Source organism: Yersinia artesiana, from assembly GCF_902726545.1.
Taxonomy (GTDB): domain Bacteria; phylum Pseudomonadota; class Gammaproteobacteria; order Enterobacterales; family Enterobacteriaceae; genus Yersinia; species Yersinia artesiana.
Genome location: NZ_CACVAD010000015.1, coordinates 1 through 13,948 on the forward strand (window position 1 = coordinate 1; position 13,948 = coordinate 13,948).

The window sequence follows — 13,948 nt, forward strand, 5'->3', positions numbered from 1 at the left end:
TTTCTATGGAGTAAATGACAATATATTAATAAATAACTGACCCAATACGATAAATATCTATCAAGATAATAATAAAAGATGGCATAATGTTTTAAGGATAAGCCACGGTAAATATCGCATCGGCTTTAACACCGCCCGTGCCTAATTCACCTTTGGTGCGAATATATTTTGCGGTTAGGTTTAAAGGAACGGAGCCACCCTCAGATATTGAGGTTCCCACCAAAAATTGGCCGACATTACTGCTACTCACGGTGGTATTTTGCGCCCCTAACTGCACCAGGCTGCTATCACTTTTCTCCAGCACAATACCAACGCCTTTAGCGGTGCTACTTGGTGATAATGATAATATATTGGTGCGATTAGATTTGTTATTACTGTCCGTAAAGGTGATATAGGGTTTCGCATCTTTACCGCAATTTCCCAGCGGGATGCTAAATGACTTACCGCCGCTGATATCTCCTTCTTTGAGTAATGTGGATGATTCTGCTTCCGGTAAGCCCACCTCGATATTGACGCCACCTAAATCACAAGTTGGGTTAGCTGGTGGCGGTAATTCAGGCAGAATATTACCGCCGCCTTCTGGGGCGATAATATCTTGGTTCATCAAAACATGAAAAGCAGTACAGCGACTACCGCCTGGCAGTAGATTCTTATCATTCCAGGTATTGATATTACCAAAAATAATATTCAGCATGGCCCCAGAAATGCCGGTTATTTTGCCACCGTTATAGGTTTTGGCATTGGTGACCACAAACTCCTGTAACCAAGTCTCGGTTGCTATTAAATTACTACCAGCGGTTTGCACCGTCCGGCTATTTAACGTATTGAACGCGGTTGTGTTGACTGACGCGTCACCGATACTGCCCATATTGGTCATACGAAAACCGATACCGCTTGCCCCCAACACCGGGGTAGTTTTATGAGTGCTATTCATTGTCCCCTGAGTATACCAACCGCCAACGATTAATTGGTCAGCTGCCGTCCCTGTCTTGTTATAGGTAAATGAGGTAGTCATCACTCGTTTTGCTATCACAAAACCGTCGGTTAAATTGGTGGGCATAGCCGAAATAATGTAAGGCCCGGCAGTTATGGGGCCGGGTTTACAGCTGGCAGTCACAATCACGGCCTGACTCTGCCCGATATAAGTTATTGTGAGTAACAATGTGCAGACCATTGCGCATAACCGACGGTAAGCTGCTGTTGCTCGGTTTAGTCTCTTCATCTGTTATCCTGCCGATTTCGCGGTTTGACAAGTCGTGCCCTGACAACTGAACGTCAGTGACGGGCGGCCACCAAAATCATCAATATAAGTCAGTACCGGCTGGCTAAAATGAGCCGATTTCAGTTCGCTGCTGGACTTCGGTGCCACCATGGTGGATGGTTCTTCTCCGGTTAATACCGTGCCTTTATTAACTAAACCGATAATGGTCAGGTAATAAGGCGTCGGATTGTCAACCCGGTAGCCCTGAGCTGTTTTGTGTAATACCACTTGCTGTTGCCAGATATCACCTGATTTTGGCGTAATAGCTTGCGGGCGATAGAACAGCTTGATTTTGGTTTGTAACGCAATTTGCATCACGTTAGGCTTTTCGCTACGTGGTGGGATTTCCCGCAAATTGAAATAAAACAGCGACTCGCGATCCTGTGGTAATTTCAGCGCTTCGGGCATGGCGGAAATTCTGACGGCACTTTTCGCACCTGGCTCAATTCGCTGGACTGGCGGGGTGACCACTAATGGTGTGGTGATTTTCTTGCCATCACTGTCTTCAATCCATGATTGGGCGAGATAGGGTAATTCTTTATTTTCATTGCTGATATTCAGGCTGACTGACTTATTTTGACCGTTATAAATCACGCGGGTACGGTCTAATGCAATGGCCGCATTTGCTGCCTGAGCACTCAGTACGAATGTGCAAAATAGAGCGATTTTGTTTATATTTTTCATCTTTGCCTTTACCTATTTAATGAGCTGGCAGGGCAGTAATAAATGCGTCTGCGCCTGTAATTTCTCAGGAATATTCACCTGACATTGTGTGCTGCCATTCCATGCCACATCCAGTGTCTCACCTGGCTGAACACCACTCAGATAAGCAAATCCATCATCACTGACAATCGCCAATTCCTGGCCTTTGGCGTTGAATACGCTGCCACCAAACGGGGGATAACTACCATCATCCCGCCGCAATGTGGCCATGATTTTCGCGCCTTTCATCATGCTAAAACGGCGATAACCAATAGCGCCTTCGGTTAATGAGCTTTCGACTGCTGACTGACGGGCTTCGATATCTTCATCTAACTGATTGATATCAATGCGAGTATCAGTGCGGTAATAGCTGCTCATATCATTCACAACAGCAATGCCGAAAGCATTTGAACGTAAGTTCTGTCCTTCAATGGGAACTCCTGACACGCCATCGGTATCCACCATTAAGCGGGTACCGCCGCTGCTGCCACCGCGGTGCAAGGCTGCGCCCTTGGTGGTCAGAGTTGCCCCGCCTCTGGCAGATAAGCCGTAGGAGGTATAACTGTCCTGTGCGTAGGCGGCGTTAACACTCATCTCTGCGATACTGTTGCGCTGGTTATAAAAACCGCTGAATTGACCTTTGGTGCCATTATCCTGTTGGCTATTCAAACCAGCCGCTAATCTGTAGCTGCTATCTTGCGCATTGTTATTCATGTAACTGACGGTTTGGTTATAACTGTTATTTCTGTGTTGCCCGCTATAACTGATGCTTTGTCTATTTCCTAATGGAACTGACAGGCTCAAATAAATGGCATCATCATTAATGCCATTATTCTTACTGCGGCTGGCCGAAACATTAACGGACAACTCTTTCAGCGACAGCGCATCAAAATATTGGCTGAGAGTCAGGTTATAGTTATCCGCCGCTTGCTGATCCCAATAGGTCTGATGGTTGTACGAAAGATATAAACTGACCCGTGCATCGGGGAAGTTTTTATTCGCCGTAATGGTGTACATCTCTTTGTCCGAACCCGCGATATCGTCTCTATAACGGTTGTTCAGATATTGGTCCATGGTCATGAACTCGCGCTCTGAGAAGCGGTAACCGGCAAAGGTAACCTCGCTGTCAAACTGGTCAAAGCGTTTGGCATAACTCAACCGGAAAGATTTACCTTGTTGCGTCGCTTGTTGTGGCAAATTTGTGGCATAAGATTGAGTAATATCGGCCGACAGTGCGCCAAAAGCATACAAGTCGCGGCCAAGGCCCATAGATAACGCGTTATAATCACCGGCAATAATTGCGCCGCCATATAACGACCAACTGTTACTGATCCCCCAAGACAATTCACTGCTGGCAAAGGCCGGGCCTTCAAGGCCATGACCCAGAGTTGATGGGCGACCAACTGCCGTTTTATAGCGAATGGCGCCTGGGCGAGTCAGATAGGGGATGGTGGCGGTATTCACCTGAAAGGTCTGTACGCTACCGTCTTGTTCTTCTACTTTGACATCCAACAGCCCACTGACTGAGCTATTCAAATCCTGAATTCGAAAAGGCCCAGATGGCACAGTGGTCTGATAGATCAAGTGCCCTTGCTGACTTACGGTAACTTTGGCGTTGGTCCGTGCAATTCCGCTAACTTCTGGTGCATAGCCACGTAAATTGGGCGGCAACATTTTCTCATCGCTGGCCAAACTCAGGCCGGCATAACGAAAAGTGTTAAAAATATCAGAAGAGAAATAGTTCTCCCCCATGGTTAACGTGGCGGCTAATGAGCGTATGGCCCGAAAAGCATAAATCCGGCTCCAGTCAAATTGGCTCTGTTGCTGGCTATTATTGCCGCTGGTATGGCTATAATTGCCTTGATAATCCCCGCGCAGTCGCCACGGGCCATAGTTCAAACCGGTGGTGCCGTTCAAACTGGCATTACGTGTGGTATCCCCTTGATTGGGTTTACTCAGTAAGGTATTCAGGTTGTAATCCAGCATTAGCCCTGGGATACCGTCATCCCAGCGGGACGGGGGCACCCAATTAGCATCGATATATTCGAGCCAGGTCTGTGGGATGGTGATGTAAAGCACCCCTGCGGCGAGGTCAGTTTTCGTCACCATACCTTCCAATGCACTGAGATCTGCACATTGATCCTGATGCCAATACATCACCTTGCTTAATACTTCTGGTTTCAGACCAAATTGCTTAATCACAGCCGGTGCAAGGCAGGGTTCACTGCTATCAGGTCTGCCTTCGCGTGGCATGAAAGGTACTATTTGCTCAGGCAAATTGTGTTGATTAACATTGATTATTAACAAGTATTGCCCTGGCATAATATAATCGGAGGCAGTGAAACGCGATAAATTGATGTTTTGTTTATCTTCTGCATCCATAACATCCATATTGAATTCAACAGCATTTGCTGCCCCAATGAGTCCCATCAATGACGAGGCAATTATAGTTTTATAAATTGTCTTAAGATGGTTCATTGGGATATTCATATAAACAACCGAATTAGTTATCAAATGGCCTGGCAAAGAGGTAAATGAAAAACCTAAATTAAATATGATTACTGATAAGCCAGGAAAAAATAAACCGCAGCATGAAACCGCCCTGACTTGGATAATTCTGACTTCTGAACAAATATCGATTTTTATATTTTCTGGGGAAAAAGCATACGAACAATGCCGTATGCTTTTCGCGATAATTAGTTATAAGCTAAAGTGAAGTTAGCTACGCTGGTGAATTCACCAGGGACGATGCTACCGACAGTAGCGCTGTTGCCTTGCAGATATGCGGAATATATCAGGGTGTTGTTGCCGGTACCCAGTACACGAGCGGCTGAGGCTTGACCCAGTTTGATAGTTGAACCACTACCATCGGTAATGACCACACCTGCGCCTTTAGCAGTACCGGTAATTCCCAGTAATGCAGTATCAACATTGTCAGAAGAACCGGTAAAGGTAATAGCGACGTTTTTCATCGTGGTGATATCACATTTTTCCAGTTCAATACTGAAATTACGTGGCGTAGAAGTGCCTTTATTCGCTAATGTAGCTGAAGAGATCTGTCCCAAATCAACAGTCTGATCACCTGATTCTGGTTTAATTGAGCAAGGCGAATCAATAATCGAACCGGTGAAAGTCACGGTACCAGAACCGCCATCAGCTGCCTGGGTAGTAAATGCAAAAGTAGAGAAAATAGTTGCTGCTAATAATGTTTTATTGAAAAGAGACATAAGATAACCTTTATTTAAATAACTTAATGGAAGTAGACGGTGCCAATATTGGTAACGCGTCAGTTTTATGGCACTGGGCCAAGTTTTTAAACTGAAAAATTTTGATAAAACATGGTGAGTTATATTGCTATGCTTCTGTTTTTGTTAAAGATAAATATTAATTTCTAGAGGTAAATTAATATTAAAATGCACGGGAAATATGTAATGCGTGACTATCTAATAGTGAAGGCTACTGACCATCATTACCATGTCTACAAGCATTAAAAAACAATCCTGATTCGCTGCTAAAACAATATACATGATCTTTTTATCTGGTAAATGCCGATTTTATCGACTTAATTGATCGTTACTGGCTATTGTATTAGTGTTCTATGCTTATTTATGCTCTATCATTAGATCATTACCCCAATCTTCTATTTTTATTTGACTCAATACTTCAAAATCAATGACTATTCCCAGATAGAAATACGATTAATATTTATTGCATTCTTAATCAATAATCTGAAATGTCTACAAACATCGTAGGAATACTCTTGGTGTAAAAAACCAGTAATATCTATAGTGAGGGCTGCCTATATAATCTTCAGGATAGAGCAAATTTGCGCTCATTGGCGTAAACCGGAATCTTTCCGAGCACACTCAATACAAATAAATAAAGCTCTAAATCTGTTTCTATCCCTAGCTTACTCATGGCATTACGTTTATGGTTACTGACAGTTTTGATACTACGTTGAGACTGAACAGCAATCTCAGAAACTGATTCACCGAGTGAAACTCTGTCAAGAATCTCAATTTCATTATTGGTCATCATCCGGTTCGTCGAATTACGCCCAATCGTATTTTTCGTTAATTCCCCATTATAGTTATTATTGCAAAAAAATTCTCCTTTGCTGATCTCAATGATATTATTCTGTAAATTATTTAAGCAATCACTGCGCGATAATATCGCGTCCATCTGCATATATGACAGATACCGTAACACACTAACACTATTGATATCGGTATAGAGCGCGAATTTAATATCGGGCCAACGTTTTTTGAGTTGATAAACCTGTTTTATGCTATGAAATGGTTTGTCATCTACAACTAAAATCCCGAGAAAAACGATATCTATCTTTTTATGGCTTAAGTCATGTTCTAATTGTTTAAAATTATCAGAGATGCTTACCACGTTGATATCAAGATTTTTTTCTTTCAGCCCATGCTCTAATCCCAATACTGCTAATGGCGAACTATCTACTAATGCAATATTCATATTGTAGCCCCTTTAATAGGTTATGATTTCTATGAAAGCGACAGATTAATTCTTATTGTGAGTTATTAAACCTAACGACTATTTTATTGCTTGAAATAATAAAATATTGACTATTATTAAGTAGACGTTAATATTTTTTTGCTGTCTGTGCATTCAGTTTATGCCGCTATATTAGAGGTTGTTTTTATTCTATGTTCGGTAGTTTAGTTGCCTGAGTGTTAGGTTTTGTACAACCTGTTACCAATTGTAAAAGTCCGGTTTTCGCTTGCTACCGGCGTAATAAAATAGGGCTGGAGATAAACCAGCCCTATCGTGTTATTTTAAAATTTAATTATCTGAAATAAAATGAGTGTTCGTGACTCTAATTTTATATTTATAGCCAACGTATCAGGTGGTCGCAGGAGGGCGATATTTACAGGGGAACTCCAGAGTAAATTTCGCTCCTCCTAGCTCCTCAGAGCGAGTAACACTGAGACTACCGCCATGCAAATGAGCGACCTGTTGGGCAATCGATAGACCTAAACCAAAGCCACTGATTCCCGCTTCTTCATCAACTTTACCTCGATAAAACGGTAAAAATATCTTTTTATAATCGGCCTGATTAATACCACGCCCATCATCTTCAACTACGATAAATAAACGTTCTCCCACCCGCTCAGCACTCAGATAAATATTTTTTCTGGCATACTTTTTAGCATTACTGAGCAGGTTTTGCGTAACATAAGGCATGACCTGAGGATCAATCTCTATCCAACCCAAGTCATCACTGACTCGGAGTTTTACATCGATTCTCCGGTCGCTGAGATGGGATATTTTTACCTGTTCTTCTAACCATGTTGATGCGTATTGTTTGCGTGGATGAATGCGAACGCTACCGCTCTCAAAACGTGCATAATTCAATGCCATTGAAATCAGTGTTTCTACTTCATCCAGTTCTTGATAAACCCGATTAATATCAGAAACATCGCCTTTGTCTGAATGATGGTCGAGATAGTTCGCTAAATGAAAGCGAATGCGTGCAATCGGGGTTCGGAGTTCATGGGCCATCGTGTGGCTCATTTCTTGTCGCAAGGCGACAAACTGTTGAACTTTTGCGGCCATGCTATTGAGCGCCGAGGCTATCGGCCTAACCAGATAAGACTGTTTGGGCGATGCGCGTGCAGTGAGATCGCCGGCGCTTAATGCCTGTGCAGTGCTACGCAAATTGTTGACACTGTTCCATACTGGTCTTAGCCATATATAGGAAAAAATAAAACTTAATATGATGGTTCCGCCCCACTCAAACAATAAAAGCTGTATTTCGTAGCCTGATATGCCCTCAGAATTATCATTTAAGGTGGCGATAATAGGGCCAATCAGCAAAACCTCATCAGTGCCTTTGATGCTTTTATAGATAAAGCCGTCATGAACAAAAAGCCCTCCATCTTGGAGCAAAGTTTGATAGTCCTCTTTATTCATACGATTTTTCAAGTTAGAGGTCTTTTCTATGCTCAGTGGAAAAGAAAATAAACTGTTCATTTTTTGCACGTCTTCGTGCCAGTTTTGTGGTGGTTGCATTCGCATATGCTCCTCAATACTGGCGAGGGTTTTCTGCATCATCTGATATTGAATCATATGAGTGAGGGTTTGCGTCACCTGGTTCCGGATAACCAGCACCGAGTAATAAAGAGCTAAAGCGGCTAATAACCAAAACAAGTAAAACCGCAGAAATACACGAAACCGTGGCGTAAATTTTATTTTCATAATCTGCAGTCTCAATCAGTCCCAGCCATGACTGTTAAATAGATAGCCTTTACTTCTTAGGGTTTTAATCCTGTTGGGAATATCAAGGTCATCATCGAGTTTCCGGCGTAATCGGGAAATATGAATATCAATTGTGCGATCAACACCATCAAAATCGATGCCTTTTAAACCTAGCAACAATTCATCCCGACTCAATACCTTACCTGCATCTTTAGCCAGTAGCAGCAGCACATCAAATTCTGCTGTTGTCATCGGAATATCTTGTTCATATAAAGTGACAGTTCGAGAGGCGGGGGCAATTGTCAGTTGACCAAAGATCAGATTTGTTGATTCCGTTGTATGTAGTGTGGCGTTTTGAAGACTGTTTAATGGCTGAGTGAATCGACGTAATTGTGCACGGACTCTTGCCAGTAATACCCGTGGCTCAATGGGTTTAATCACATAATCATCGGCACCTAGCTCAAGCCCCAATATTTCATCCAGACTCTCCCCTAAAGCAGTGATCATTATAATCGGGCCGTGGTAAAACTCGCGGATAACCTTGCAAACATCAAGCCCATTCATGCCTGGTAGCATAATATCCAGTAGAATCAAATCAATAGTGTTATTTCTCACATAATCAGCGACGGTATCGCCACGGCTAATCACTTTTACTTCGAACAGCTGTTTAGCTAAAAATTCAGCGATTAAAGTGGCCAGGCGGTGATCATCTTCTACTAGCAGTATTTTCGTTACCTTCGACATCACGGCCCCAACTCAACGATATAAGCATGAACAGTTTAATACTAAATAATATATCCAAATCGCTTTGTCAGCTTAGGATAAGAGCTATATCACTATTTCTGGTTAATTTTTATCACAAAAATAAGCTGTTACGACAAAATTTGTTCTATGATCGACAGCGCGCCCTCTGATTATTTATTGGGGGACTGTTCATTAAGGAGAACTTTATGTCTCATATGCCATTGATTCAGCTCCCCCATACTCATGGCGAAGGTTGCCTCTGTAATAGCCCAGCATTCATTCGCATCAATACGGTATTTTCCCAAAAAGCGACGCAATCAGCCCCTATTACTGCGGCAACGGTTGCGGCGGCAGTACCGGGAGCAAAATCGCAAAAAAGAGATGTTGCCGCTAATGCGGTACGCGTGATGGCTTTTATTAATGTTCGTGTCTTTGATGGTGTTTCAGACCAACTACGAGACGGGCTGCGAGTATTAGTGGAAGGTAACAAAATAAAGGCGGTAGAGCCTGCGGATACGCCACTTTCACCAGATGTGGAGCTAATTGATGGCGGTGGTGGCGTATTAATGCCGGGGCTGATTGATGCTCACTGGCACGCCATTATGGCTCGCCCGTCAATGATGACCGCCATGACGGCAGATTTTAACTATATTCAGGCGCTGGCCATTGCTGAAGCTGATGCCACCTTAATGCGCGGCTTCACCACGGTACGTGATATGGGCGGGCCGGTTTTTGGCTTGAAACGAGCCATTGATGAACATGTCGCTATTGGCCCACGAATTTTCCCTTCGGGTGCATTTATCACTCAAACCGGTGGACACGGTGATTTTCGCTTGCTGGGTGAATTGCCACATACCCCATCAGATCCCTTAAGTTACGCCGAGCGAGTCGGGATGACGGCGATTGCCGACGGCGCTGATCAGGTACTCTTGCGCGCCAGAGAACAACTCATGCGAGGTGCTTCGCAACTCAAATATATGGCCGGTGGTGGTGTCAGCTCCATGTATGATTCCATTGATGTGACGGAAGGTTCTGTAGCAGAAATCCAGGCCGCAGTCACCGCAGCTGAAAACTGGGGCACCTATGTGACTGTCCATGCCTACACCCCCCGCGCTGTTACTATGGCTATCACAGGCGGAGTTAAGTGTATTGAACATGGTCAGTTGTTGGATGAGAAAACCGTTCAGTTAATGGCGGAAAAAGGCATCTGGTGGAGCTTGCAGCCTTTCCTTGATGATGAAGATGCAGTGCCAACGCCAAGCCCGGCGTCACGAGCCAAGCAACTTGAAATGGTGGCTGGGACAGATACTGCTTATATGTTGGCGAAAAAATACAATATCAAGACAGCATGGGGCACTGACACGCTGTTTGATGCCCGACTAGCAACCCGGCAAGGGGCGCAATTAGCCAAGTTGACGCGGTGGTATTCACCACCTGAAATTCTCAAAATGGCGACCAGTGTTAACGCTGAACTTTGTGCATTCTCTGGCCCGAGAAACCCGTATCCAGGAAAATTGGGTGTAGTGGCAAATGGTGCGCTGGCTGACCTGATTCTGGTTGATGGTAATCCGCTCGATGATATCCAACTCGTAGCCCAGCCAGATAAAGCATTTAGAGTCATTATGAAAGATGGGCAAATTTTCAAAAACACGCTGGGAAGTGATCATTAGCGGTTTTTATGATGGCAAACCCTGCCTTCAGGTGGGGTTCCGCGTATTAATTGAGGTTGTTCAATGAATAATATGACTTCCATCAGGAAGCAGCAGCGGTTTTTCTTCGCGTTTTTAAGTTCGGCAAAACAAAGATTGTGGCGTGGGCCATGGGTTCTGTTATCGGCTATCGCCCTGAGTGGTTGCTCCGGTACCGAGGCTCCCTCATTTTCACTAGTGGGTTCCTATTTTCCTTCCTGGATGGCTTGCGCTTTTATCGGGATAATCGCTGCGGTGATTGCTCGTGTTCTGTTTATTCGCGTTGGTATTGATGAGGTGCTGCCATGGCGGCTATTGGTGTATGTCTGCCTGGCGCTTGCTGTGGCATTCATCTGTTCCCTATTACTGTTTACGCGATGAATAATAAATATGAATAAACTACCAGGGAGTGAGCGTAAGCGGCAACTGGCACTCATTGTTGCTGGCATTATCATTGTTGCCGCCGTGATTTTTGGCTGGCTGTCGGTGCGGCAGACCACACTGAATCCATTGTCGGAGGATGCGGAACTGGGGGCTAGTGTGGTGCATATTGCCAGCTCAGTTCCAGGTCGTATTATCTCAATTAATGTTGAGGAAAACAGCAAAGTGCGGCGTGGCGATTTGTTGTTTTCCATTGAGCCGGATCTCTACCGTTTGCAAGTCGAGCAAGCGCAGGCTGAGTTGAAAATGGCAGAAGCTGCCCGCGATACCCAGCAACGCACTGTGGTCGCAGAGCAGTCCAACGCAGCCATTACCAATGAACAGATTGTTCGGGCGCAAGCCAATCTCAAATTAGCCACTCAGACGTTGGCTCGCTTACAACCGCTACTCCCCAAAGGCTATGTTACCGCCCAGCAGGTAGATGATGCCGCTACGGCGAAACATGATGCTGAAGTCAGCCTAAAACAGGCATTAAAACAGTCATTTGCCGCTGAGGCGTTGGTCAGCAGCACCGCCGCCTCGGAAGCGCTGGTGGTGGCGCGCCGCGCGGCACTGGCTATTGCCGAACGGGAACTGGCGAATACGCAAATCCGTGCGCCCCATGATGGCCGGGTTGTCGGGTTAACTGTCTCTGCCGGGGAGTTTGTCGTCCCGGATCAGGCTATTTTTACGCTTATTAATACCGAACACTGGCATGCTGCGGCATTTTTCCGCGAAACGGAGTTGAAGCATATCAAGGTGGGTGATTGCGCCACCGTCTATGTTATGGCGGACAGACAGCGCGCGATTCAGGGGCGAGTCGAGGGGATTGGTTGGGGCGTAAGTTCTGAAGATATGTTGAATATCCCGCGTGGCCTGCCTTATGTGCCGAAATCATTAAATTGGGTGCGTGTTGTGCAGCGTTTCCCTGTCAGGATTAGTCTGGAAAAACCGCCGGAGGACCTGATGCGAATCGGGGCGACTGCTGTGGTTATCGTGCGAAATGACGAGGGTTGCTGACGGTACGCTTGGCGGCATAATCCGTCAGGCAAAAGTTGATTTAGCCTATTTCCCAGGCAGGGTGGCTCAGGCGTGGCGTGTTGCTGCGCTCTGTGCATTGATGGCGATGATTGCCATGATATATGGCATTCCAGAATCCGCGATTAGCTGTTATCTCATTATTTTCGTGATGAAACCTGATGGCGTCGAGAGCATGGTGATGGCGGTTGCGATCACCATATTGGTGTCACTGGTTGTCGGCTTGGTATTTCTGCTTATCCACTTCACATTGGAAGCCGCGCCACTGCGCATGGCCGCCTTGATTGTCAGCTCATTTTTGTTTCTCTATCTCGGCTCTGCCAGTAAGCTCGGCCCGGTCGGCAGCATTATTGCGTTGGTGATTGCTTTTGTCATGACGTTACTGAGCAATATCCCCATGGGAGAAGTGGCTACGCGGGGGCTGCTGTATGCCTGGCTAATGGCTGTTTCCCCAATGCTGCTGCTGATTGTTTTTAACCTTTTCTTTGGCCGCATGCCACAGCGCTTATTGCGCGACAGCCTATCTGAGCGATTATTGGCGGTGGCCGAGGCATTGCGTCAACCTGATGCTGCCACTATGGATAGGGTTAAGGAATTGCTGCAAGAAGGGCAAAATGAGCATCAACAACGGGCGCTTTTTGTGCGTATCTTTCATCTGCGCCCCTCGGCTGAGGCGGCCTGGCTTGAAAGTGCAGTAAAAAGCAGTTACCGGTTACTGTTGGCTACTTCGGCTTTACCTGCGACTTCAGCGGAGAATGCGCGCCTTGAGCTGGCGGCTTACTGTGATGACGCGGCGCAGGCGATTGCTGCTGGCAATCTTGCGCTTACCCCTCACTTCGCCATTGACGATCCCAGCGATGAAATTAATGAAATCAGAAACGCGCTGACTGCACTGGCAACTGCCGATAATGGGCAAGACCTGAATGCCCCGAAATCCACCTTCTTTGCCGCAGACGCCCTAACCAACCCTGTTCATCAGCAGTTCGCGCTGAAAACTACCGCAGCGGCGCTGATTTGTTATCTGATTTACACCGCGCTGGATTGGCAAGACATTCATACCGCCATGATCACTTGTTATGTTGCTGCATTGGGCACCACCGGTGAGACGGTACATAAGCTGGTCTTGCGGATTATTGGTTGTCTGATCGGGGCATTGATGGGAGTGCTGTCGATTATCTTCATCATTCCTCATATGAACGATATCGGGCAATTGATGGCGCTGGTGTTTGGTTGCATTCTCTTGGCCGCCTGGGTGTCATGTGGCAGTGAACGTATTGCTTATGCCGGTGTACAGGTTGGGCTGGCTTTCCTGCTGACGGTCTTGCAAGGCTTCGGGCCAAGTACCGATTTGGGCGTAGCTCTGGATAGGGTGCTGGGTATTTTGCTGGGTAATCTGGTGGTGTATTTGATTTTCACCCGACTGTGGCCGGTGGCGATTGTAGATGCGGTTCAGGTCCATATTAGTCAGGCCTTGAAGGGGCTGACAAACCTGGCCACATTAGCACCCGATGCCCGACCTGCGGCGCTAAGAGAAGCTACAACTGTCGAGGCGGAGATCACCAGCGCGCAAGAAGAGTTGGTGCTGATCCCCTTTGAACCCGCGCAATTACGCCCCTCGCGAGAAGAGTGCGCGCGCTTACAGGCCATACTGGCAGAGATGGGTAAGTTGTGCCCGGTGCTGTTTCTTCCGACGGAAAAATCGGCCTCTGATGTGGCACAACTACGTCGGCTCTCGACAGGTAGCAGTGCCGCGACATTATCGGATGAGCAAGGAGTGAATAGCGAATCATCACGGCAGGGAGCATCGCCGATTGATCTGACTATTCAACAACGCATAAAGCGGCTTGAGGAACTTCTGGGAATTGAATGA

Annotated in this window: 11 protein-coding genes; 4 read left to right on the forward strand and 7 right to left on the reverse strand. The window is 45.9% G+C overall.

Going from position 1 to position 13,948, the window contains the following annotated elements; translation table 11 throughout:
* Positions 1 to 91: 91 nt before the first annotated feature.
* The 7 genes from HU019_RS06730 to HU019_RS06760 all read right to left on the reverse strand — a co-directional run bounded on the left by HU019_RS06730 (position 92) and on the right by HU019_RS06760 (position 8,932).
* On the reverse strand, positions 92 to 1,222 hold the full coding sequence (locus tag HU019_RS06730; RefSeq protein ID WP_174847846.1) for a fimbrial protein: 1,131 nt from the start codon (positions 1,220 to 1,222) through the stop codon (positions 92 to 94).
* Positions 1,223 to 1,225: 3 nt separating this feature from the next.
* Positions 1,226 to 1,945 carry a fimbria/pilus periplasmic chaperone gene (locus HU019_RS06735; RefSeq protein ID WP_174847845.1) on the reverse strand — a complete coding sequence of 240 codons (720 nt, stop codon included), beginning with the start codon at positions 1,943 to 1,945 and terminating at the stop codon, positions 1,226 to 1,228.
* Positions 1,946 to 1,957: 12 nt separating this feature from the next.
* Positions 1,958 to 4,441, reverse strand: a complete 2,484-nt coding sequence (locus HU019_RS06740; RefSeq protein WP_174847844.1) for a fimbria/pilus outer membrane usher protein — start codon at positions 4,439 to 4,441, stop codon at positions 1,958 to 1,960.
* Between the two features lie 218 nt (positions 4,442 to 4,659).
* Positions 4,660 to 5,190: a fimbrial protein gene (locus HU019_RS06745; protein ID WP_174847843.1), complete on the reverse strand. Its 531-nt coding sequence runs from the start codon at positions 5,188 to 5,190 to the stop codon at positions 4,660 to 4,662.
* A gap of 583 nt (positions 5,191 to 5,773) precedes the next feature.
* Positions 5,774 to 6,445, reverse strand: coding sequence for a response regulator transcription factor (locus HU019_RS06750; protein ID WP_174847842.1), 672 nt, complete (start codon positions 6,443 to 6,445; stop codon positions 5,774 to 5,776).
* A 387-nt stretch (positions 6,446 to 6,832) separates the two neighbouring features.
* Complete coding sequence (locus HU019_RS06755) at positions 6,833 to 8,188, reverse strand: ATP-binding protein (protein ID WP_174847841.1); 1,356 nt, start codon at positions 8,186 to 8,188, stop codon at positions 6,833 to 6,835.
* A 15-nt stretch (positions 8,189 to 8,203) separates the two neighbouring features.
* Positions 8,204 to 8,932 carry a response regulator gene (locus tag HU019_RS06760; RefSeq protein WP_174847840.1) on the reverse strand — a complete coding sequence of 243 codons (729 nt, stop codon included), beginning with the start codon at positions 8,930 to 8,932 and terminating at the stop codon, positions 8,204 to 8,206.
* A 206-nt stretch (positions 8,933 to 9,138) separates the two neighbouring features.
* Between HU019_RS06760 and HU019_RS06765 the strand changes: the two genes are divergently transcribed.
* The 4 genes from HU019_RS06765 to HU019_RS06780 all read left to right on the forward strand — a co-directional run bounded on the left by HU019_RS06765 (position 9,139) and on the right by HU019_RS06780 (position 13,948).
* Positions 9,139 to 10,602 (forward strand): metal-dependent hydrolase family protein, encoded by a 1,464-nt coding sequence (locus HU019_RS06765; RefSeq protein ID WP_174847839.1) that lies wholly within the window; start codon positions 9,139 to 9,141, stop codon positions 10,600 to 10,602.
* Positions 10,603 to 10,665: 63 nt separating this feature from the next.
* Positions 10,666 to 11,001, forward strand: a complete 336-nt coding sequence (locus HU019_RS06770) for a YtcA family lipoprotein (RefSeq protein WP_174847838.1) — start codon at positions 10,666 to 10,668, stop codon at positions 10,999 to 11,001.
* Positions 11,002 to 11,010: 9 nt separating this feature from the next.
* On the forward strand, positions 11,011 to 12,060 hold the full coding sequence (gene mdtN / locus HU019_RS06775) for a multidrug transporter subunit MdtN (RefSeq protein ID WP_174847837.1): 1,050 nt from the start codon (positions 11,011 to 11,013) through the stop codon (positions 12,058 to 12,060).
* Positions 12,044 to 13,948 (forward strand): FUSC family protein, encoded by a 1,905-nt coding sequence (locus tag HU019_RS06780; RefSeq protein ID WP_174847836.1) that lies wholly within the window; start codon positions 12,044 to 12,046, stop codon positions 13,946 to 13,948. The genes mdtN and HU019_RS06780 overlap by 17 nt, the downstream gene beginning before the upstream one ends.